At 31.9% G+C, this 22,640-nt stretch carries 20 protein-coding genes, 4 tRNA genes and 2 other annotated features; all 24 genes read right to left on the reverse strand.

The features are described from left to right. Nucleotides 1-410 precede the first annotated feature (410 nt). On the reverse strand, nucleotides 411-1,787 hold the full coding sequence (gene murD / locus N4T77_RS12740) for a UDP-N-acetylmuramoyl-L-alanine--D-glutamate ligase (protein ID WP_261672189.1): 1,377 nt from the start codon (nucleotides 1,785-1,787) through the stop codon (nucleotides 411-413). A gap of 602 nt (nucleotides 1,788-2,389) precedes the next feature. After that, on the reverse strand, nucleotides 2,390-3,781 hold the full coding sequence (locus N4T77_RS12745; protein WP_261672190.1) for a glycine--tRNA ligase: 1,392 nt from the start codon (nucleotides 3,779-3,781) through the stop codon (nucleotides 2,390-2,392). A gap of 72 nt (nucleotides 3,782-3,853) precedes the next feature. Continuing rightward, nucleotides 3,854-4,021 (reverse strand) — a binding site (T-box leader). 85 nt (nucleotides 4,022-4,106) lie between these two features. Continuing rightward, nucleotides 4,107-4,273: a binding site (T-box leader), on the reverse strand. A 141-nt stretch (nucleotides 4,274-4,414) separates the two neighbouring features. After that, nucleotides 4,415-4,489, reverse strand: a tRNA-Asn gene (locus tag N4T77_RS12750). Between the two features lie 173 nt (nucleotides 4,490-4,662). After that, a complete protein-coding gene (gene lysS / locus N4T77_RS12755; protein WP_261672191.1) occupies nucleotides 4,663-6,171 on the reverse strand; it encodes a lysine--tRNA ligase in 1,509 nt (502 codons plus the stop codon). Nucleotides 6,172-6,186: 15 nt separating this feature from the next. After that, complete coding sequence (gene greA, locus N4T77_RS12760) at nucleotides 6,187-6,666, reverse strand: transcription elongation factor GreA (protein WP_261672192.1); 480 nt, start codon at nucleotides 6,664-6,666, stop codon at nucleotides 6,187-6,189. Nucleotides 6,667-6,837: 171 nt separating this feature from the next. Continuing rightward, nucleotides 6,838-7,665, reverse strand: coding sequence for a hypothetical protein (locus N4T77_RS12765; RefSeq protein ID WP_261672193.1), 828 nt, complete (start codon nucleotides 7,663-7,665; stop codon nucleotides 6,838-6,840). A 70-nt stretch (nucleotides 7,666-7,735) separates the two neighbouring features. After that, nucleotides 7,736-8,713, reverse strand: a complete 978-nt coding sequence (gene dusB, locus N4T77_RS12770) for a tRNA dihydrouridine synthase DusB (protein WP_261672194.1) — start codon at nucleotides 8,711-8,713, stop codon at nucleotides 7,736-7,738. Further along, nucleotides 8,713-9,501 carry a type III pantothenate kinase gene (locus N4T77_RS12775; protein WP_261672195.1) on the reverse strand — a complete coding sequence of 263 codons (789 nt, stop codon included), beginning with the start codon at nucleotides 9,499-9,501 and terminating at the stop codon, nucleotides 8,713-8,715. The genes dusB and N4T77_RS12775 overlap by 1 nt, the downstream gene beginning before the upstream one ends. A gap of 165 nt (nucleotides 9,502-9,666) precedes the next feature. Next, the gene (locus N4T77_RS12780) at nucleotides 9,667-10,053 is read right to left on the reverse strand and encodes a thioesterase family protein (RefSeq protein WP_261672196.1); all 387 of its coding nucleotides are present in this window, start codon (nucleotides 10,051-10,053) and stop codon (nucleotides 9,667-9,669) included. Between the two features lie 122 nt (nucleotides 10,054-10,175). Further along, on the reverse strand, nucleotides 10,176-11,978 hold the full coding sequence (gene ftsH / locus N4T77_RS12785) for an ATP-dependent zinc metalloprotease FtsH (protein WP_261672197.1): 1,803 nt from the start codon (nucleotides 11,976-11,978) through the stop codon (nucleotides 10,176-10,178). A gap of 81 nt (nucleotides 11,979-12,059) precedes the next feature. After that, nucleotides 12,060-12,596, reverse strand: a complete 537-nt coding sequence (gene hpt, locus N4T77_RS12790; RefSeq protein WP_261672198.1) for a hypoxanthine phosphoribosyltransferase — start codon at nucleotides 12,594-12,596, stop codon at nucleotides 12,060-12,062. Between the two features lies 1 nt (nucleotide 12,597). After that, on the reverse strand, nucleotides 12,598-13,986 hold the full coding sequence (tilS, locus tag N4T77_RS12795; RefSeq protein ID WP_261672199.1) for a tRNA lysidine(34) synthetase TilS: 1,389 nt from the start codon (nucleotides 13,984-13,986) through the stop codon (nucleotides 12,598-12,600). Between the two features lie 163 nt (nucleotides 13,987-14,149). Beyond that, entirely contained in the window at nucleotides 14,150-16,537 is a 2,388-nt protein-coding gene (gene spoIIE / locus N4T77_RS12800; RefSeq protein ID WP_261672200.1) for a stage II sporulation protein E, read from the reverse strand. A gap of 332 nt (nucleotides 16,538-16,869) precedes the next feature. Then, a tRNA-Met gene (locus N4T77_RS12805) sits at nucleotides 16,870-16,946 on the reverse strand. Between the two features lie 11 nt (nucleotides 16,947-16,957). After that, a tRNA-Met gene (locus N4T77_RS12810) sits at nucleotides 16,958-17,033 on the reverse strand. Between the two features lie 4 nt (nucleotides 17,034-17,037). Beyond that, nucleotides 17,038-17,126 (reverse strand) — tRNA-Leu (locus tag N4T77_RS12815). 188 nt (nucleotides 17,127-17,314) lie between these two features. Beyond that, a complete protein-coding gene (locus N4T77_RS12820) occupies nucleotides 17,315-17,725 on the reverse strand; it encodes a S1 domain-containing RNA-binding protein (RefSeq protein WP_261672201.1) in 411 nt (136 codons plus the stop codon). 63 nt (nucleotides 17,726-17,788) lie between these two features. Beyond that, entirely contained in the window at nucleotides 17,789-18,061 is a 273-nt protein-coding gene (locus N4T77_RS12825) for a septum formation initiator family protein (RefSeq protein WP_261672202.1), read from the reverse strand. A gap of 84 nt (nucleotides 18,062-18,145) precedes the next feature. After that, nucleotides 18,146-18,556 (reverse strand): spore cortex biosynthesis protein YabQ, encoded by a 411-nt coding sequence (gene yabQ / locus N4T77_RS12830; protein WP_261672203.1) that lies wholly within the window; start codon nucleotides 18,554-18,556, stop codon nucleotides 18,146-18,148. An 8-nt stretch (nucleotides 18,557-18,564) separates the two neighbouring features. After that, nucleotides 18,565-18,855, reverse strand: coding sequence for a sporulation protein YabP (gene yabP, locus N4T77_RS12835; protein WP_261672204.1), 291 nt, complete (start codon nucleotides 18,853-18,855; stop codon nucleotides 18,565-18,567). 48 nt (nucleotides 18,856-18,903) lie between these two features. Then, entirely contained in the window at nucleotides 18,904-19,167 is a 264-nt protein-coding gene (locus N4T77_RS12840; RefSeq protein ID WP_261672205.1) for an RNA-binding S4 domain-containing protein, read from the reverse strand. Between the two features lie 77 nt (nucleotides 19,168-19,244). After that, complete coding sequence (locus N4T77_RS12845) at nucleotides 19,245-19,538, reverse strand: HU family DNA-binding protein (protein ID WP_261672342.1); 294 nt, start codon at nucleotides 19,536-19,538, stop codon at nucleotides 19,245-19,247. Nucleotides 19,539-19,625: 87 nt separating this feature from the next. After that, nucleotides 19,626-21,077, reverse strand: a complete 1,452-nt coding sequence (gene mazG / locus N4T77_RS12850) for a nucleoside triphosphate pyrophosphohydrolase (protein ID WP_261672206.1) — start codon at nucleotides 21,075-21,077, stop codon at nucleotides 19,626-19,628. 14 nt (nucleotides 21,078-21,091) lie between these two features. Then, nucleotides 21,092-22,627, reverse strand: coding sequence for a polysaccharide biosynthesis protein (locus tag N4T77_RS12855; protein WP_261672207.1), 1,536 nt, complete (start codon nucleotides 22,625-22,627; stop codon nucleotides 21,092-21,094). Nucleotides 22,628-22,640: the final 13 nt, after the last annotated feature.

The raw sequence follows: 22,640 nt of genomic DNA on the forward strand, positions 1-22,640 counted from the left end.
TAGATAAGTTTTACTTACCTTACTCTGTTTAATTTTCAAGGATCATTTCCTACTGACAATTATGAATTTTATCAAATTCCAATGTTATTGTCAACCCCTAATTTTAATGTTTTAAAATTAGTTATTTATAAACTAGTTCTTAGAATCTACTTTATTGTAGATAGTAGTAAATAGTTTCTATAATTAAGTTGTCCTTTCACCGAAGGACATGTATTATCTTATCACATTAATGAGCATCGATTCGGATTATATCTTTTATTTTTAGCAAATATCTTTAAATTACTACTTAAATCTATCTATTTCTAACTAATATATGCATTGATACACTAGGATACGTTAATATATAAAATCCACTAAAAAGGCATATAAACAAACCTTCTTAGTGGATTTTATTCAATCTGATATATATCCTATAAATTTTTCACAATTTCTTTAAATCTATTACCTCTAGCCTCAAAGTTAGGGAACATATCAAAACTTGCACATGCAGGTGAAAGCGTTACTATGTCTCCACCTTCTGATATGTCTTTTGCTTTCAGTACAGCAGACTCTAAGTTTTCCTCGATAATTATATTTAAATCTTTCCCAGTTCTCACCTTGAACTCTTCAAAACTTTCTTTTATTTTATATTTTGTATCACCAATTAAAATTAAAGTCTTTATTTTTGAATGCCCTTCTTCCGCTAGGGATTGAAAAGGTATATTTTTATCGTATCCTCCGGCTATTAAAATCACAGGTTTATCAAAGGCCTTAAGTCCAGCTACTGTTCTAGTAGGACTAGAAGCTATAGAGTCATTATAGTATTTAACTCCATCTAATTCTCTTACAAATTCGCATCTATGCTCTACTCCAGTAAAAGTAGTAGATACTTCTCTCATACTACGTATACTTACATCATCACTTAATGCACAAAATGCAGCCAGTAAATTTTCAACATTATGCATTCCCTTTATCTTAACTTCATTTAAAGCGCATACTTCTTTTCCTTTTACATATAACTTACTGTCTTGAAAATATGCACCTTGCTCTACCTTGTTTTTCACACTAAACCTACTAATCTTTGCTATAGATTCTCTTACCATAGAGTTTGTTATCTCATTGTCCATGTTTAATACTAGTAAATCATTTTCGCTTTGATGCTTAAATATATTTTTTTTAGCATCAACATATTCCTCCATATCTTTATGAATATCTAAGTGGTTAGGACTTAAATTTGTTATAACAGCCACTTCCGGAGATACATTCATTGTCATAAGCTGAAAACTAGACAACTCTAAGACTACTCTATCACTGTCTTTTATATCTTCTATTTTAGTAAATAAGGGTGTTCCTATATTACCTCCAACCCATGTATTATATCCTTCCTGTTTAAGCATGTTATAAATTAAAGTTGTAGTAGTTGTTTTTCCATCGCTACCTGTTACTCCATATAATTTTGCTGGGCAATATCTTACAAACTCCTCTATTTCAGAAGTAATATAACTTCCTTCCTCTTTGGCTTTGAGCATAGCAGGACTATCTATTCTCATAGATGGAGTTTTAAATATTACATCGAAGCCTTTTAACTCATCTAGATAGTTATATCCTAATATTAATTCTACTCCTCTATTCTTAAATTCCTTAGCGACTTCTCCTATTTGTTCTTCAGTTTTCTTATCAAAAGCAGTAACCTTTGCTCCTAAATCTACTAAAAAGTTTATTAATGGCGTATTACTTATGCCTATTCCAACTACTGCTGTCTTTTTGTCTTTTATAAAAATTTTAAAATTCTCAAAGTTTCTTTTCATTAAAAACCCTCCAAAACTAAAACCTGTCTATATAATTAATCTGTATATTAAATTATACCACTTTATAAAAAAAATAACTTACTTTCTCTAGTTATTTTTGATTATTTATTTGACAGTTTATTTAATTATACTTACTAAAATATAATTATAATAGATTTTTGTTGAACTAAGTCGAAATTGATAGAAAATATTTAATTTATAAACTTTATTGCTATCTATTGAACTTTATTGTCTTCATATGCTATACTATGTGTGTGCCGTAAGGAAACATTAATATAATTCCCCAAGTTTTAATTAAACATATAACATATCCCCATGATTAAACCCTATTTACCGGATATTAATATCCGGTTATTTTTTTAATTTTTTTGTGTTTTCATTAAATAATATTATATTAATACATAAATCATACTTACTAAGGTTATAAACCCAAAAAACTTTTTGATTGTAAAATTCAGTTAATCATTTAGTATTTTATCTTATCAAGTACAAATAAGCACTATGAATCTCCATCTCATTCATAGTGCTTTTGCTATATACTACATAAAAATTCACTTATTCTAAAAACCTAAACTGGTTACTAGAATATAATCTTTGTAATATTAGAATTCCATCTTCTCTTTTATGAAGCTTTTAATCTCATCTATACTTATTCTAAACTGTTCCATAGTATCTCTATCTCTAACAGTAACAGTGTTATCCTCTAAAGTATCAAAGTCTACAGTTATACAGTAAGGAGTTCCTATTTCATCTTCTCTTCTGTATCTCTTTCCTATACTTCCAGCTTCATCATAATCTACGTTAAACTCTTTTCTTAAATTATCGTAAATATCTAAAGCTTTATCAGAAAGTTTCTTAGTAAGCGGAAGTATAGCCACCTTAAATGGAGCAATAGCTGGATGGAAACGCATTACTGTTCTAACATCTCCGCCTTCTAATTCTTCCTCATCATAAGCGTCTACTAAAAATGATAAAGTTAATCTATCTGCACCTACGGAAGGTTCTATGCAATAAGGCATATATCTTTCATTTGTAACAGGGTCAAGGTAAGATAAATCCTTTCCAGAATGTTGTTGATGCTGCTTTAAGTCATAATCAGTTCTATCAGCTACACCCCATAATTCACCCCATCCAAAAGGATATAAGTATTCAATATCCGCAGTCGCATTGCTGTAGTGTGATAATTCTTCTTTATCATGATCTCTAAATCTTATATTCTCTTCTTTAATTCCAAGATTTAATAAGAAATTCCAACAGTATTCCTTCCAGTAACTGTGCCACTCTAAATCTGTACCTGGCTGACAGAAAAACTCAAGCTCCATCTGTTCAAACTCTCTAGTTCTAAAAGTAAAGTTACCAGGAGTTATTTCATTTCTAAAAGACTTTCCTATTTGAGCTATACCAAAAGGAACTTTTTTTCTTGAAGTTCTTTGAACATTTTTAAAGTTTACAAATATACCCTGAGCTGTTTCAGGTCTTAAAAATATTTCTGCTTGAGTATCCTCAGTAACACCTTGGAATGTTTTAAACATTAAATTGAACTTTCTTATATCTGTAAAGTTATGTTTTCCACAAGTAGGACAATCTATTCCATTATCGTCTATATAACTCTTTAATTTTTCATTGCTCCAACCATCAGCACTAGCTTTCTCTATACCTTGAGCTGTCATATGCTCTTCTACTAGCTTATCTGCTCTAAATCTAGCTTTACACTCTTTACAATCCATAAGAGGATCTGAAAAATTACCTACGTGACCTGAAGCAACCCAAACATCCTTGTTCATAAGAATAGCTGCATCTATACCGACATTATACTTGCTCTCATGAACAAACTTTTGCCACCAAGCTCTCTTTACATTATTTTTTAACTCTACACCTAAAGGACCATAATCCCAAGTATTTGCAAGTCCTCCGTATATCTCTGATCCCGGATATACGAATCCTCGGTTTTTAGCTAACGCCACTACTTTATCCATTGTTTTTTCTACTGACATAAAACTACCTCCTATTTCCTATTATATAATTATTGTTAACATATTTTGTAAAAATATAAAAAGCCCTTGCCATAAAGGGACGAAATTTTAATTCCGCGGTTCCACCCTTCTTGGCACGAGCCCTACTTTACACAATTATCACTCAAAAGTTCCCTTCATAAATAACTCCTAATTGTTTTCACCAACCACAATCTCTCTTAGAGGATATTAATTACTACTCTTCTTTATCATAGTGAACTATTTAATTTTCAAACACTAAACTTAACAATCATTGATATGGATAATTATAAATAATCCTTTTTAGGTATAAAAAAAAGACCTTCTGCTAAGGGACGAAATTTTAATTCCGCGGTTCCACCCTTCTTGGCATAAGCCCTGCTTTTAACAGTTATCACTCAAAAGTTCCCTTCATAACAACCCCTGATTGTTCTCACCAACCACAATCTCTCTTAAAGGATATTAATTATTACTCTTCTTTATCATAGTGAATATTTAATTATCTTCTGCTTATACTTATTTTACCATATCTCCACAATTTGTCAACATTAACTATTGATTTTAAGCTTTATATATTCTTATTATCAACAATATTTAAAATTATATACATTCATCATTTATTACAAAAAATAAAAATGGCTCCGTGGAGAGGGCTCGAACCTCCAACCCTTCGGTTAACAGCCGAATGCTCTGCCATTGAGCTACCACGGAATAACTTAACTTACATGTATTATTATATCAAAGATATTAAAAAAATCAATAGTTTTTTTTAATATCTTTATATTTTTTTACTTACAGCATATATAATTAATAAATATTTCTTAATAAAAAGACCAACAGCCTTAAGTTGTTGGTCTTTGTGTATACCATAAGTTTCTCTTATATTATTGATGTGTTGGTTTCATCGTTGGGAATAATATAACATCCCTGATAGACGCAGCGTCAGTTAGGAACATTATTAGTCTATCTATACCTATACCAAGTCCACCTGTAGGCGGCATACCTATTTCTAATGAATTAATGAAGTCATCATCCATCATGTAGGCTTCATCATCTCCAAGCTCTCTCTCTTTAAGCTGTTGGATAAATCTATCTTTTTGAACTATAGGATCATTTAATTCTGAGTAAGCATTACATAATTCTCTTCCAAATACGAATCCTTCAAATCTCTCAGTGAAATCAGGGTTTCCTCTCTTCTTCTTAGTAAGAGGTGATATTTCTACAGGATAATCAATTATAAAAGTAGGCTGAATTAATTGACTTTCGCCAAACTCTTCAAATAGCATATTTAAAATTTCACCTTTTGTACAATCCTTTAATTCTTTTTTAAACTTAAGATGCTTTTCTTTTGCTATTTCTCTTGCTTCTTCATCAGTCTTTATTTCATTAAAATCTACACCAGCATATTCTTTTACAGCATCAACCATTGTAACTCTTCTCCAAGGTGGTGCGAAGTCTATCTCCGTTCCTTGATACATAACCTTAGTGGTACCAAGAACCTTTTCACATACGTAAGCTATCATATTCTCTGTAATCTCCATCATATCATTATAATCTGCAAAAGCTTCATATAATTCTATCATAGTAAACTCAGGGTTATGTCTTACACTTATTCCTTCATTTCTAAAGTTCTTTCCAATTTCATATACCTTTTCAAATCCACCAACTATAAGTCTCTTTAAGTAAAGCTCTGTAGCTATTCTCAAGTACATATCTATATCTAAAGCATTATGATGAGTATCAAAAGGTCTAGCTGCTGCTCCACCTGCTATTGGTGAAAGCACTGGTGTTTCAACTTCTAGATAGTCTCTGTTATCCAAAAACTCTCTCACAGCTTTTATTATAGCTGTTCTTTTCATAAAAGTATCTCTAACATCTTGATTTATTATTAAATCAACATATCTTTGTCTGTATCTTAAATCTGGGTCCTTTAGTCCATGCCACTTTTCTGGAAGTGGTTTTAGAGATTTTCCTATAAGCTGAAAATCAGTAATTTGAAGAGATACTTCTCCTGTTTTTGTTTTGAACACAGTACCTGTTACTGATAACAAATCTCCTATATCGTAGGTTTTATATTCCTTAAGTTTCTCTTCTCCTACATTATCTATTTTTATGTATAATTGAATTTTTCCATATCTGTCATGCACATCAGAGAAACCAGCTTTTCCATGAACTCTCTTTGACATAAGTCTTCCAGCTACAGTAGCTGTTTTTCCTTCAAGTTCTTCATAATTATCCTTTATCTCTTTAGATGTATGTGTTCTTTCTACCTTATAAACATCAAAAGGATCTTTGCCATCCTTTTGAAGATTGAAGAACTTCTGTCTTCTTTCTCTTATCAGTTCATTAAACTCTTCTTCTAATTGGTTTATGTTCTTTTCATCATTTGACATTTAACTAACCTCCAATTATCTTCTTATGCCAAGTATTTCGTACTTACTTACTCCATTTGGCACTTGTATTTCCACAATATCTCCAACTTTCTTACCTATTAGTCCTCTACCAACCGGTGACTCATTAGATATTTTGTTGTTAATAGGATCAGCTTCTGCAGAACCTACTATTATATATTCTACCTCTTCGTCAAATTCATAATCTTTTAACTTTACAATAGAACCTATACTTACAATATCTGTTGGTATTTCACTCTGATCTACTATAGTAGCATTTTTTAGCATATTTTCTAATTGAGCAATTCTTCCCTCTACAAATGCTTGTTCATTTTTAGCTTCGTCATACTCTGAATTCTCACTTAAATCTCCAAAAGAAAGTGCAACCTTGATCTTCTCAGTTATCTCCTTTCTTTTGACTGTTTTTAAATATTCTAACTCTTCCTCTAATTTCTTTACTCCCTCATAAGTCATTACATACTTTCTTGATTCACTCATTTTATTCTCCCCTTTTAATAATTTATCAAAAAACTTCCTATGTCAATATTTTTCAACCCTTTTATGATGGAATAGTTTAGTTTAATAATCATTTAAGTAATTATAAAACAGCATATTATTAATGTCAACATTTTCAAACTCATTTTACCCTGTCTATAAACTGGCAGCTGACTACCCTAACTCCCAAGTGTCTTTGTTAAACTTTATCTTATCTAAAAATATTCCGTTATATTGTAGAGACTTTTCTATGTCTTTTTCTTCCATCTGACATAATATTGATCCTAAAAGTTCTGTAGACATAGTATATTCATCCAATGCCCATGGCACACTATAAGTTACATCATTTATAATAGTTCTGCTATTATTTATCGGATTAATTCTATTATTTATATACCATACAGCTGCTGTTCCATTCACTTCTATTTCCTCTGAATTTATAATAAAATCCGCATTATTAAATGAGTACTCCATATCACTAGTTATAACTGGTGTTATTCCATAGTTAGCAATAATGTACTCTCCTATTACATTAGTTTTTAATATATTTTTAGATAGCAATATTATATATTTAGCCTCTTTAGCTAGACTACAAATTACGTTAAAATTCATATCATCTGCTGCATCATATATAACTATACAACTATCTCTTATAGTCTTATGCCTAGTTCTTAATATAAGTTTTATACTTCTAACTATTCCATAGGCCATAAGTTCCTTTTGGAATGTATTAAACAAACCATAATCTAATTTTCTATATGTTTTAGGCGCTAATTGAAAATCTTTGCTTTTAAAAGGCTTTTTTACAATACTTAAATTACCGTAGTATGCCTTTTCACTAAAATTAGGAGGAAATTTAACACTAACTATACTTAAATTTAGCTCCTTAATAAAACTCTTTTTGTGATAATAAATTTTAAATCTATCTTTTATTCTACCTAAAAGACTACTATCCTCATAGCACCTTGTGACGTCAGCATTAACATATACTATTGGTTTCATTAATGAATCCTCTATTATTACTTACGTTACTATTGTATTCTACCTGGTAATTAAAAATTACATTCAGTTTTTACTGGTGCTTATTTACTATAAGCTTTTTATATTCTTCTAGGATATTTAAAACACTAGCACTTTCCTTCTCATAGTTAACCTTATCTTTTATTTCTTTATTGTTTTCAATTCCTTTTAAGTACCATCCTATATGTTTTCGCATTTCCCTTACAGCTGTAATCTCTTCTAAATAATAAAGAGCTCTTTTATAATGGGTTATGCACATATCTATCTTTTCTTCTGCAGAAGGATAAACTATTTCTTCTCCATTAATGCCCTGTTGTATTTGACTAAATATCCAGGGGTTTCCCATGGAACCTCTTCCTACCATTACTCCATCGCAACCTGTTTCTTTGAAGAGACGGATGGCATCTTCTGCAGTAACTACATCTCCATTTCCTATAACAGGAATCTTAACCACTTCCTTGACCTGCCTTATTATATCCCAATCTGCCTTTCCTTCATACATCTGTTCACGAGTTCTCCCATGGACTGTTATGCAGTCTGCACCTGCCTGTTCTAAAATCTTAGCAAATTCAACTGCATTGATGTTATTAGCGTCAAATCCTTTTCTAAATTTAACAGTTACAGGTTTCAATGAGGCTCTTTTTACTTCTTTGACTATTTCAGCAGCTAGCTTAGGGTTCTTCATCAAAGCAGACCCCTCTGCATTCTTGACAATCTTAGGGGCTGGACATCCCATATTAATATCAACAATACATATATCCTTGTTATCATTGAAAAAGTCACAGGACTTAGCCATAATAGCAGGATCTGAACCGAATATTTGTACTGCCACCGGACTTTCTTTAGCAGAGATATTCAGCATACTCTTTGTATTCTCACTTCCGTAAAATAAGGCTTTTGAACTTATCATTTCAGTATAAACAAGTCCACACCCCATCTCTTTACATATACCTCTAAAAGCTATATCAGTAACTCCTGCCATAGGAGCTAAGAACACATTGTTCTTGAATTCTAACTCCCTTATCTTCATTACAACACCTGCTCTTTATTTTTTTCATAAATTATTCTTAATCCTTTTAAGGTTAGTATTGGATCTATATTATCTATAAATTTAGATTCTTCACTTATAAGTTTAGCCAATCCTCCCGTTGCTATAATTACCGGCTCTTCCTCACCTAACTGCATCATTTCCTTTTTCATCTTATCTACTATGTAATCAACCTGTCCAATATATCCATAAATTATACCAGCCTGCATGCTTGAAACTGTATTTTTACATATTACACCTGATGGCTTTGTAAGTTCAACTCTAGGCAATTTAGCCGCTCTTTCAAATAACGCTTCTGAAGATATTTTTATACCAGGACATATAGTACCGCCTAAATAATCTGCTTTAGCTGTTATAGCACAAAAAGTTGTAGCTGTTCCAAAATCTATTATAATAATTGGCTTTTTATACATTTCGTAAGCAGCAACCGCATTAACTATCCTGTCTGCACCAACTTCTTTTGGATTGTCATATTTTATATTTATACCAGTTTTTACTCCCGGTCCAACTACTAACGGATCTATTTCAAAATACTTTTTTATCATATGCTCTAATGAATACATGATGTTAGGAACTACTGAAGATACTATAACTCCTTCTACATCTGTCGGATCTAGTTTACTTTGCAAAAATAATTGTGTTACCTGAACACCGTACTCATCTGCAGTTCTTTTAGAGTCCGTTGATAACCTCCAACTTGCAATAAGCTCCTTATTCTCATAAACTCCTAATACAATATTGGTGTTTCCTACATCTAAGACTAAAATCACAGTATATCCCACCTTTCTTAATAATACAAAATTTATAATAAATACTTTACATAATTAAAGAGCAGCTTTAGAGCTGCCCTTTAGTATACCCAAAACACTGTCAATTTAATAATTTAATTTTATCAGCTAAATTATATTTGTCAAGCCAACATCAATTTTACCAATTTATAGCTTAACCTTTCTCATAAACTCCTCACTATTCACTATGTATCTTGCATGAACTCCTTCTCCAATTATACCTTTTTCGTCCCAAGCTCTAACATTAAATAACAATTTCTTTCTATCCACTTCTATTAGAGAAGCCTTACATCTTATTTTCACACCTATAGGTGATGCTTTTATATGTCTTACATTTAACTCTATACCGACTGTAGTATATCCAAAAGGAAGATGTAAATCTACAGAACTCTTACAGGTATTCTCCATAAGCGCTATCATTGAAGGCGTAGAAAAAACATCTAAATTGCCAGACCCAAGTTTGCTAGCAGTATCATTTTCAGTTACGCATATCTCCATGGTAGCGGTCATTCCTTCTTTTACATTAAACTCCACATGATCATCTCATTTCCTTTAAAATTTTCCATAATCTCACACATACACATCAATTATATCACGGAAGAGTAACTTTAATATATAATTTGTTAATAAAAAATAGAGGCAAATTTGCCTCTATTTTATGCGTTATTAAATATTTCCTCAAATTCGTCAGCTTCAAGCTTTTCTTTTTCAAGAAGAGCCTTAGCAACCGCATGAAGCTTTGCCGTATTTTCAGTTAGCAAAGTCTCTGCCTTCTTATATCCATCGTCTATAAATTTTCTAATTCCTTTATCTATTTCAAAGGCTACTTCTTCACTAAAGTTTCTACCTTTTCCCAAATCTCTTCCTAGGAAAACTTCATCATGTCCTGATCCAAAGGCTATTGGACCTAAGTCACTCATACCATAATCCATAACCATTTTTCTAGCTATTGTAGTTGCTCTATCAATATCATTTTTTGCACCAGTGCTAATATCTCCTATTATGAGTTTCTCCGCAACTCTTCCTCCAAGAAGTCCAACTATTTCATCCTCAAGTTTCGTTTTAGACATGTAAGCTGTATCCTTTTCTGGAAGATGCATTGTATACCCACCTGCCATACCTCTTGGTATTATACTTATCTGATGAACTGGATCTGCAGTAGGTAATAGTTTCATTACTACAGCGTGACCAGCTTCATGATAAGCAGTAAGTCTTCTATCCTCTTCTGCAATAACTCTACTTTTCTTTTCTGGTCCTGCTATTACTCTAGTTACAGCCTCTTCTAACTCATCCATACCTATTAGGTTTCTATCTTTTCTAACAGCCAAAAGTGCTGATTCGTTCATTAAATTCTCTAGATCTGCACCAGTAAAGCCTGGTGTTCTTTTTGCTAAAATATCTAATTTAACTTCCTCTGCTAAAGGTTTATTTTTAGAGTGTACTTTAAGAATCTCTTCTCTTCCCTTAACATCTGGAGCACCGACCAATATTTGTCTGTCAAATCTTCCTGGTCTTAAAAGCGCCGGATCTAGTATATCTGGCCTATTTGTTGCTGCTATCATTATTATTCCTTCATTTGCACCAAATCCATCCATCTCAACTAGTAACTGGTTTAAAGTTTGTTCTCTTTCATCGTGACCACCACCAAGACCAGCTCCCCTTTGTCTTCCAACTGCGTCGATTTCATCTATAAATATAATACAAGGAGAGTTCTTTTTAGCCTGATCAAATAAATCCCTAACCCTAGAAGCTCCAACCCCAACAAACATTTCTACAAAGTCAGAACCTGATATACTAAAGAAAGGTACTCCTGCTTCTCCTGCTATAGCTTTTGCAAGTAGAGTTTTACCTGTTCCAGGAGGTCCAACTAAAAGAACCCCTTTTGGTATTCTAGCTCCCATCTCTATATATTTTTTAGGTTGTTTTAAGAAATCTACTATTTCAGCTAGTTCCTCTTTTTCCTCATCAGCTCCTGCAACATCATCAAAAGTTACCTTCTTTTTATCCGGTGTTGCCATTTTAGCTCTACTCTTCCCAAAATTCATTACATTCCGGTTACCACCACCGCCTTGGGACTGTTGCATAAACATGAACCAAAAAGCGACGAGCATAAGTATTAATAAAACGGTAGGTAGATATTGTATCCACATAGGAACCGTTGCAGGTTTGACATATATCTCCTTTATGTCTCCATTCTTAGGATGATCTCCTATAAACTGAAATAATCTTTCTGAGGGAACTACAGTTTCATATTGTGTACCATCTTTCAAATTACCTATTACAGTCATCTTATCTTCTCTTACTTGGAAACTTTTTATATTGTTATCTAACCAATATTTTTGAAATTCATTAAAACTAATAGCTGTTGAACCTTCATTAGTTCTTACAAGCATCATAGCTGCAAGAATTACAAACACAAATACTATAACCCAGGCCGTTGCGCTTGAAAACTTCTTCACTACAGGCCCCCCTTTCTTTCTAGCTTTATAATGTAAAATTGTATCATAACGAAATTTTCTTTACAATAAATTTAATATTAATTATCTATAAACTTCTTCTTTTAATATACCAATGTAAGGCAAGTTTCTGTATTTCTCACTATAATCCAGTCCATATCCCACCAAAAAGTAATCAGGAACATTAAACCCTATGTATTTAGCATTTACTTCCTCTGTCCTTCTTTCAGGTTTGCTTAAAAGTGCAGCTATTTCAATACTAGCAGCTTTTCTTCCTTTCAGATACTCTGTTAAATATCTGAGAGTTATTCCCGAGTCTATTATATCCTCTACTATTAATATGTGTTTATTCTCTATTTCAAAGTCTAAGTCCTTTAAAATCCTTACTACACCAGAAGTTTTTGTTGAGTTTCCATAACTGGAAACTGCCATAAAATCTATACTACATGGAATAGTTACTTCTTTTATCAAGTCAGCCATAAAAGGAACAGACCCTTTCAAAATCCCAATAAGCAATAAATCCTTTCCTTCATAATCCTTACTTATCTCATTACCTAATTCTCTTATTCTGTTTCTCAACTGCTCTTCTTCAAATAATACCTGCTTTATATCCTTCCTCATTCTAAAACTCCTCACTTTCAATTTTTACTTCTAAAACTTTTCTTGTATTCTTACTAATCTTAAAAGACTCACTTACTCTATATCCAACAATCCATGCTATCTGATCATTAAAACATATTAATGGTATCTCATTCCTCTGTTCTTTAGGAATTTTTAAATCTATAAATAAATCCTTTAATTTTTTACTTCCAACCATACCTAAAGGTATAATTCTATCTCCGTCCCTTCTAAATCTTAGTGTCATATTTCCACCAATCTTATCATAATCAAAATATTTTATAAGTTCCGTACTTCTAAAGTTCATCCTACTCTCAGCATCAATTATTCTAATAGCAACTCTTAGTTTAAGCTCCTTTAACTTGTTAACCCCTTCCCTTAACAAGTACTCTTTAGTGTTCACCTCTTTATTATAGCTACTGCCATCATGAACAATTATATCTCCGTAATTATTTAATATGTATACATCCTTTGGAAGACATATTCTTTTACCAGTAGTGTTCTTTTGAATATCCATAACATCATAAATGTGAATTTTTTCAAAGTTATTCAGACTACCAGTTATATTATATAGAGCTAATCTTATAATCCTAGTAATTATAGACTGATGTTCTAGAAAGGCTTCTTTAGATATTATAACTTTTTTTTCACTAATTTCACAATATTTTTTATATTTCTCTTTGGATATTATCTCTAAGTAATCATTGTCTGTTTTTATAGTATCAGCTAATCTATTTAAAACACTTATAATATCTTTATTAAAGTTCTGCTGGATATAAGGTATCAATTCTAGTCTTATCTTGTTTCTAGAATATATAGATTGAAAATTTGTTTTATCGATTCTTGGGTTAAGCTTATTTTTTCTACAATACTCTTCTACCTCTTCTCTGGTGTTATTTATTATTGGCCTTACAAAAATTTCATCTCTAACAGGTCTTATTCCTATTAAACCTTCTAATCCTGTCCCTCTCATAATCCTCATTAAAACAGTTTCTGCTTGATCATTGGCATTATGTGCTATTGCTACTTTTTGAGCTTTAATATCTTCCCTTAGCTTCCGAAAAAACTCATATCTAACTTCTCTACCTGCAGTTTCAGATGATATATTTCTAGCCTTTGCCAATTCATTTATATCAACTCTTTTACTCTTAAAATTTATATTTAAATTTTCACAAAATCTTCTTACATATTCTTCATCTGCATCTGCTTCCTCTCCTCTTAGACAATGGTTGACGTGAGCAGCGCAAATTTCTATTTGTAAATCCTTTTTAAGTTCATGTAAAATATTTAAAAGCGCTATAGAATCTGGTCCCCCAGAAACAGCCACTATTACTTTATCTCCTCTTTGAAACATATTATTATCTTTTATAGTTTTCAAGACCTTATCTATCAAAGCAAACACTTCCTAAAATAGTTTTTTTTAACAACAATATGTACTTTATTATACCATAATAAATTAATAATGTAGAGTAACCTCTAATAAATTTTGAATCTGTTAAATCCTCAAGAACTAAATATACATTATAATAATGTAGATTTAGTCCTTGAGCCCTTATTTAGTATAGACTATAGACCTTTTCTACAACTACAGTCATATCGTCTTTTGCTCTTCCGCCGCTCAACTCCTTCGCCTTACTTATTATTGCTTCAGACAGTTCCCTTGCATCATTAAACTTTGCATTTTTTAAAAAATCAACCATCCAGTCTACCTTACCTGCCGCTTCACTCTCATAATCAAGTATTCCATCACTTATCATTATTATAAAGTCACCATTTTTTATTTTCTTTTTAGTTATGTCAATATCTGGTTTGTCCAAAACGCCTATAGGTAATGTCTTAGATTTTATTACCTCAACCTCATCTCCTCTTTTTATAAAACTAGCCACAGCACCTACCTTCATGAAGTCTATCTCTCCCTCATATAAATCTATACTACTTAAATCTAGGGTAGAAAATTTCTCATCCTCAGAGAACTTTATGCTCATTAAAGAATTAACGGTATTTATAGCTGTAAGTTTATTAAAGCCTACCTTAGCAAACCTCTCTATTAATTCTACTGCAGCGCTACTTTCCTGTCCTGCCTGGGGACCTGACCCCATTCCATCACTAATTATTGTCATATAAGTTCCATCTGAAAGTTTTCCAAAACTATAACTATCCCCATTACATTTTTCCCCTTCTTTACTCTTTCTGCTAACATATGCTGCTACATGATATTTTGGGGTTTCTTCGAAGGTCACGTTACAGGACTTCATTAGAGGATCTATATTGCATCCCTCATCACTTATACACATACATTTTCCTGTGACCTCGTTAATTAAAGGTAGAACTTTCTTTATACATAATTGACTTCCGCCACAAGCCTCCATAGATATATTTATCACTAGTCTATCATTTTTATTGTTAAAGCAAAATACATCCCTATATGTGATATTATTTTTATTTAATATTCTCCTTATACTATTTTCAATGTCAACATTAAATTTTATATCAACATTAAACTCTTCTACTATCTCAGATACAGAGTTACCCATGTTACTAATCTGCTGCGATAACAGTTCTCTACACTCACTTAGCCTACTTCTCCACATCTCATTAATTATATAGTTATTTACGATTTCTTCTGTATTCTTTATAAGTGCAGAACGTCTTGTACACTTTCGCTCTATTTCAAAAGGTATTTCTTTCTTGCTTTCCTGATAGTTTTGTATCAATTCTCCGAAAGCGTTGTAAGTATAAAAAGTTTCTCTTCTCCAGCACATGGATTTCATATTACAATCTGCACAAACTCTGTCCGCAAGATTTTCTATTAACGCACTACTCTTATTCTTTAGAGTAAGTTTGTCGTTGTCAGCTAGTTTTTCAAGAGTATGGGACATGTTACCTAATACATCTGCAAAACTATTTAGTTTGTCCATTAATATTTCTTTAATCTTTTCAGCATAGTTTTCTCTGAGATGTTCCTCTTTTTTCTGCCAGTCTAATTCTAACTCCAACTTTTTATAGAATTTTTCAGGAATAGCAATAAATACTGTACTGCTCAGAACAACCTCTATGATCTTGAATTGTACACCTATATCCGAATACATCTTGAGTACTGCAAAGGCTACTAAATAAGCTAAGGCGCTCATCAATTTTCCTGTCTCCCTAAATATACCAGATATTAATCCACACAAACCGTAAACGCCAATAAAGGTAATCATATCATTAGATGTCACACCAATTATGGTACCCATAGCTACTCCCGCAGCTGCACCAGAAGAACTTCCTTTTATGTACCCAACTACTAGAATAAATGTTAAAGCTATTATATTCCTTAAAGATACCCCTTGAATACTTGTCCCCCATGTTCCTGCAATAGCTAAGGATATAGTTATACACATACTGATTATTTCTTCATTACTATATAAATGTCTAGTTTTTAACTCCTTGAAGCATATTATAGAATAATTAATAATAAAATATAGCGGAAATATGCACATGACTTCAAAAAAAGAGTTTAAAAAAGCTATTACAAATGCAATTTTAACAATAAGTAACTTATAAAATAAAATTTCTATAAAAGCAACACCAAATATTAGTAATAATTTCCTTTTTCTATCCATACACTTTATTATATGAGTTAAGAGCATTAAAGAAGCAGTTATTATAAAATACATAGGCAAATTCTTAACATTGTTATATAACGAAACATATCCTAATAACGTACCACAACCTGATACTAATGCTATCCTTCGCTCCTCTGAAACAATTACTGCAACTAGGAATGCTAATCCAAATGGAGCCATAAGATTTATCATAAGTACTCTGCCAATAAGGAAAGCTGATAAAAAATAAATACTTAACGTCATTATTATTGGTAAATCCTTAAGCCTATATTTTTTTCCCTCACCTTTTAATTTTCCAATTCTTTGATACGGAAAAAGCTCTACTCCGTACTGCATTACATACCACCCACCTTATAGAATTACTTTCTTTATTATAGCAATCGTAATTGGAAATAAATGTCATAAGGTGATGTGTGTATATATTTTTTTTAGGACATATATTTCTATGTTTTTTTATAATCATGATATTTAGACAATTAAAGGGCAAAAAAAATATTTTCCAATATATTCCATGTCGCATGAAATAGTTTTTTTTATATTTCAACATTATAATATATAAATTTTAATTTTAAATTAGAATTTAAGATTTATTGTTTTTTATTCGAAATTTATCTGGGAAGATTATAAGATAAGCAAAATAAAAAAACCTGCGGTTAAACCACAGGTTTTGGTAGCGGAAATAGGACTTGAACCTACGACACTTCGGGTATGAACCGAATGCTCTAGCCAGCTGAGCTATTCCGCCACGTTTTAAATTGGTTGCGGGGGTAGGACTTGAACCTACGACCTTCGGGTTATGAGCCCGACGAGCTGCCAACTGCTCCACCCCGCGATATTGGTGCTGAAGACCGGAATCGAACCGGTACGGGTTTTAAGGCCCGCAGGATTTTAAGTCCTGTGCGTCTGCCAGTTCCGCCACTTCAGCATTGTCATCACTTGTTATTCCCTGACGACATAATAAATTATATTATATATATCTACTATTGTCAACAACTTTTTTAACTTTATTTTTTATATTATTTATAAGGTTAAAATATGTTCTATTTAGTAAGTATTATTTAGCTTTGTTATATTGAATAACATAAAAGAGGCTAATACATAGCCTCTTATAAACTAATAATTTGAAGTTCTTCTATATCCTCTACCTTTTGTGTCTTGGTGCTTTTTCAAATCCTGAAATCTCTCCTCACTATCTTTTAAGAACCTAGATAGTCTATCTTCGAAATTCCCTTGGGATTGCTTACCTTTTTCCTTTGACCAATCTATTTCAGCTGGTTTAAAGGTTTTTTTCTCTGGCATAGCCTGTTTTATTGATAGGCTTATCTTTCCATTATCATCTACTGAAATTACTTTAACCTTTACTTTGTCCTTTTCTTTTAGATGATCCCTTATATTTTTCACATAAGTATCTGACACCTCAGATATATGGACTAAACCTGTTTTACCATCAATTTCTACAAAAGCTCCAAAACTAGTAATGTTAACTACTATCCCCTCTAGTATGCTTCCTGCCTTTAAGGTCATATTAAAAAGACTCCTCCTTAAATAAAATAATGTTTATATTAAATTATAATTTAAACCTAAGTATTAATTTTTACTATCTATTACAGGAGTCTCACCTTGTTTAATAAGACCTAGTCTTTCTCTTGCTAGCTTCTCTATATACATGTCTGATTTGGACATTTTAACTTCATCCTGTAATTTCTGATTTTTTTCTTTTACCTTTTGTTCCTCTATCTTTTTATCTGATATTTGGCTTTTTATCTTATGCATAGTTATCTGTTGGCTTATAAATATATAAAATACATAACAGATTATTAAAACAATGATTATACTTTTTCCTTTGATTTTATTATTCATGTGTAATCACCATATTCCCTCAAAGGAGATTATTTTTATAAAGGCCATATCTATATTTTAATTTGATTTTCAATTTTCTTCAAGCTATTTTTTATAATTTCCTTTATTTTTTCTTTTAATGCTATAAACTATAACTTGAAAAGGGTATAGTATTAAGTTTCTGCTAATTCTAAGCACCTTTCCTAGTATTCCTAATACCTTATATTGAGATTTTATGAAAATATGACTTAACAATTTAATATAAAGATATATACCTATAGCTATGCACATATAGACATATACACCTATGTATGCATAATTTGTGTATAGCAGGAATATAAATACTACAACAGCTGTAAATATCCAAAACAAGGTATCTTCAATAAAAGTTATTATCTTGTTTACACTACTAAATCCTCTTATTAGTCTATAAGAATCGAATAATACACCAGTTATTATTCCTGCAATTAGGCTAAATATAACTAACCTAAATTGTTCACTTATTGAGATTATCATAGTTGCACCTATTTAAATAGTTTTGAAACTAAGCTTTGTTTTTCTTTTTTAATTTCACTATTAGTATAAATACAGGAATTTATAGTGCCTACTATTATAACATCCCCATTTTGAACGTCTAATTTATTCATCTTAAGTCCTGCTCCTTTGATATTAAGACTCCCTAGGTTAGTATTTAGTACTATCTGCTCTTCATTAAAGCTTATTACCTCTACTACTCCGTTTAGTATTAATCTTTTTCTATTTTCAAGATTCAGAACACTCTTTTTTTCTTCTAACTTTGTTTCTTTTTTCTCCATAACATCCCCTCCACTTGTAACTAATATATGCGAAGGTATGTTAGATTATTACTCTTCCTCCTCTTCCTCACCAGCGATAATATCATACATTCCTTGGGCATTTTCCTTGGTTACATGCTGTGCTATGTTCTTAATCTTAGCCTTTAGTACCCTATTAGCATATTGTATCTCAATAATATCTCCTTCCTTAACCTCTGTTCCTGGCTTTGCTACTTTGCCATTTATACTAACCCTACCACCTTCACAAGCTTCCTTTGCTACTGTTCTTCTTTTTATTATTCTGGATACTTTTAAATATTTATCTAGTCTCATCTCAAATTCTCCTTATCTAAAACAAAAAACCTAGATTTACACCCAGGTTTTCTGAAAATACTCTCAAAATTAGCAAATTACTTATTTACTTTATCTTTAAATTCCTTACCAGCTTTAAATACTGGAACAGTTGATTCTGGTATAGTTATTTCTTCTTTAGTTCTTGGGTTTCTGCCAACTCTTGCAGCTCTTTTTCTTGTTTCGAAAGTACCAAATCCAACTAGCTGAACCTTATCTCCATTCTCAAGTGTCTCTTCAACACTTTCTATAAATGCCTTTAAAGCTGCTTCTGCATCTTTTTTTGTTATTTTTGACTTTTCTGCTATGCTTGCAATTAATTCTGACTTATTCACCTTTTTTACCTCCTTAATATTGAGTATGCCTATACACCAGCATACTAGCTTATTCTGCACGGATTTTAAAAATCCTTCTTTTTTATAGAGTTTTTGCATATAAATCTAAATTTTCTTACACTTAGCCTCTTCCCAAAGCTCATCCATTTGTTGAAGTGTCATATCTGCCATATCAACATCTCTGGACTTTGCTATTTGTTCTATGTATGCAAAACGATTTATAAACTTCTCTATAGTATAATTTAATGCAAACTCAGGGTCTATGTCAAGGAATCTTGCAACATTTACGGAAGCAAATATCAAATCCCCTATTTCTTCTGTTATTTTTGCCCTGTTTTTCCCTTTATATACATTCTTTACTTCATAATATTCTTCTAAAACTTTTTCTAGTGCACACTCTACTCTATCCCAGTCAAAACCAACCTTTGCAGCCTTTTTTTGAATCTTCTCTGCTCTTATCAAAGCAGGAAGACTCTTAGCAACATGTTTTAATTCATCTGTGTAACTTTCAAGTCCCTGTTCTTTCTTTTTAATCTCATCCCAATTTTCTAATACCTCTTCAGAATTGTTAACACTCAATGTTCCAAAAACGTGCGGGTGCCTTCCTATCATTTTACTACATATAGCTTTAATTACATCATTTATGTTAAAGAACCCTTCTTCCCTACCTATTTGAGCATGAAATACCACTTGAAGCAATACATCTCCTAACTCCTCCACTAGCTTATCATCATCTTTTTCATCTATAGCCTCTAAAACTTCATAACTTTCTTCTACAAGATACTTCTTTAGGCTATCATGTGTTTGTTCCCTGTCCCAAGGACATCCTTCCTCTGACCTCAAGGTATCCATTATAACCAATAGATCATTAAAATCATTTGTTGAACTTAGGTCTTTAGGTATATATAGAGAGGTTAGGTAATCTATGTCACCCTGCCTGTCTAACTCATACAGAGGAATCTTTCTCACGCTCTCCATGCCTTTTATACCAGCAGCCCTAACAAAATATATCTCCATATCATCTTTATAGTATTCCATTAATGCAAGTTTTACCTCTGAAGCAATAAATTTATCGTATACCTGGGTTATTACTGTTCCAACTCTCTTATCTAAAACTTGACTCCTTATGTCAAAGGCATCTATTATTTTAAGTCCTTCTACAGGATCTATCTTTAAACTTTCCATAAGTGCATCTACAAAGCTTACTGCAGTCATCAATTCTGTTGCTACACTACTATTTTCACAGAGTTTTATTAGTATACTTACAGACTTTTCTGCAACTAGTGGATGACCGGGTACAGCATATACTATATTGCCGAACTCTTCATGAGCACTTATTAAGTCTTCTGCAATAGAGTTATATACTTCTTCAAAGCTTTCCGATTTATCATATAGGTAATCATAACTTTGAAACTCTATATTGTTATTCTTTAAATATTCTACAGTGGGATGCTTTTCTGTTCTTAGATATACTCTTGATGAATTTCTAAGTGCCTCTACTGTTCCTATAGTAAGAGCGTCTTTGTCTCCTGGTCCTAAGCCTACTATTTTAATCATCTGTATTCTCTCCTTTACCTTTTAAGAAACCTATTTTTTATATAGCTGTACTTGAATATCCCAAATACAACTACTAACACCGAGTATACAACTACTCCCGAAAGAATAGCTGCTAAACAGGCTATTCTACTACTTATGGTATAATTATAGACATTCATATAAATAATTACAACAGCTATTACCATTAAAAGGGCTGCAAATAATGGCTTTACCACTATTTCAAATGTCTTGATATCTACTTTTAATTTTCTTTTTAATAATCTTATATTTAAAGCAGAGGCAACAATATATCCTGCTGTACTTCCTATTATAGCCCCATATATATTAATATGACTCATCGGTACCATAAATAATGTTATAAATACTTTTATTATACAACCTATCCCTAAGTTTATTACAGGAAGTATATATAAGCCTACTCCTTGTAGAATAGATGTGGAAGTCTGTGCAATTATTATAAAAGGAACAGCTAGTGCAGAGTATTGTAGTATTCTGAATCCGTCAGATTGTCCTGGAAATATTAAATCTAAAATAGGATAAGCAAGACTAAATAGTCCTAGACAAGAAGGTAATGCTATAATCATAGAAGTTTTAAGAGCTAAGTCTACTTTAGCCACTACCTCAAATCTTTTATTGAGTATATATGATTCTGCAATTATCGGCACAAGAGATGCACACAATGCTGCAGATAGAGTAAGTGGAACGTTAGTTAAAATAAAAGCCTTGCCGGTAAGTTGTCCATATAATATAGTTGACTCTCTATACGTAAATCCAGCCTCTAGTAGTTTTTGAGGAACCAATGCTGAATCTATAAGGCTCATTACACTGCTTACAGTTGCTCCTAAGGATACAGGAATTGCTATATATAACAGTTTACTTAAAACATCTACATTATCCCTAATCCTTTTTACTTTAAACTCTTTTCTTACGCCAACATATTTTATCAGAAGATATATTCCTCCAAATATTCCCCCAGCTGCAGCACCAAGGGCGGCACCGCCTGCAGAATATTCAATTCCTCTAGGTAATAGCAAGTATGCAAGTCCAACTCCTACTACCACTCTTCCAATCTGCTCTATAATTTGTGAAACTGCAGTATAATTCATGTTTTGCAGTCCCTGAAAAAAACCTCTAAAAGCACTCATTATTGATATAAATATAGGTGCGAAAGCAATACCTATTAGCGAGTAATAAGATTTATTATCCCACTTTAGAAATTCAATAATTGGTCTTGAAAATATTAGGAGAGCTGCAGTAAATCCTATCCCCATAATAACCATAAGAAGCATGGCTTTCCTAAAAACCAAAATCGCTCCTTCATCATCATTAAAAGCCTTTCTTTCAGAAACCATCTTAGATATGGCTACAGGTATACCAGATGCTGTTGCAATAAAAAACATATAAAGAGGAAAGGACATTTGGTAATAACCTATACCCTCATCTCCAATAAGCATCTGCAGTGGCCATCTAAAGAATAGACCTAAGAATTTGGATAGAATTCCTGCCACTCCTAAAATAACAGTACCTCTTATAAGTGATTGTTTTTTCATAAAAATACCCCCG

The organism is Clostridium sp. CX1, from assembly GCF_025398335.1.
Classification (GTDB): Bacteria; Bacillota; Clostridia; order Clostridiales; family Clostridiaceae; genus Clostridium_AM; species Clostridium_AM tanneri.

What these genes read in the sequence shown, in the direction of transcription:
- murD (WP_261672189.1), bottom strand. Translation starts at nt 1,787, where the DNA reads ATGAAAAGAAACTTTGAGAATTTTAAAATTTTTATAAAAGACAAAAAG.
- N4T77_RS12745 (WP_261672190.1), bottom strand. Translation starts at nt 3,781, where the DNA reads ATGTCAGTAGAAAAAACAATGGATAAAGTAGTGGCGTTAGCTAAAAAC.
- lysS (WP_261672191.1), bottom strand. Translation starts at nt 6,171, where the DNA reads ATGTCAAATGATGAAAAGAACATAAACCAATTAGAAGAAGAGTTTAAT.
- greA (WP_261672192.1), bottom strand. Translation starts at nt 6,666, where the DNA reads ATGAGTGAATCAAGAAAGTATGTAATGACTTATGAGGGAGTAAAGAAA.
- N4T77_RS12765 (WP_261672193.1), bottom strand. Translation starts at nt 7,665, where the DNA reads ATGAAACCAATAGTATATGTTAATGCTGACGTCACAAGGTGCTATGAG.
- dusB (WP_261672194.1), bottom strand. Translation starts at nt 8,713, where the DNA reads ATGAAGATAAGGGAGTTAGAATTCAAGAACAATGTGTTCTTAGCTCCT.
- hpt (WP_261672198.1), bottom strand. Translation starts at nt 12,596, where the DNA reads ATGAGGAAGGATATAAAGCAGGTATTATTTGAAGAAGAGCAGTTGAGA.
- spoIIE (WP_261672200.1), bottom strand. Translation starts at nt 16,537, where the DNA reads ATGCAGTACGGAGTAGAGCTTTTTCCGTATCAAAGAATTGGAAAATTA.
- N4T77_RS12820 (WP_261672201.1), bottom strand. Translation starts at nt 17,725, where the DNA reads ATGACCTTAAAGGCAGGAAGCATACTAGAGGGGATAGTAGTTAACATT.
- N4T77_RS12825 (WP_261672202.1), bottom strand. Translation starts at nt 18,061, where the DNA reads ATGAATAATAAAATCAAAGGAAAAAGTATAATCATTGTTTTAATAATC.
- yabQ (WP_261672203.1), bottom strand. Translation starts at nt 18,556, where the DNA reads ATGATAATCTCAATAAGTGAACAATTTAGGTTAGTTATATTTAGCCTA.
- yabP (WP_261672204.1), bottom strand. Translation starts at nt 18,855, where the DNA reads ATGGAGAAAAAAGAAACAAAGTTAGAAGAAAAAAAGAGTGTTCTGAAT.
- N4T77_RS12840 (WP_261672205.1), bottom strand. Translation starts at nt 19,167, where the DNA reads ATGAGACTAGATAAATATTTAAAAGTATCCAGAATAATAAAAAGAAGA.
- mazG (WP_261672206.1), bottom strand. Translation starts at nt 21,077, where the DNA reads ATGATTAAAATAGTAGGCTTAGGACCAGGAGACAAAGACGCTCTTACT.
- N4T77_RS12855 (WP_261672207.1), bottom strand. Translation starts at nt 22,627, where the DNA reads ATGAAAAAACAATCACTTATAAGAGGTACTGTTATTTTAGGAGTGGCA.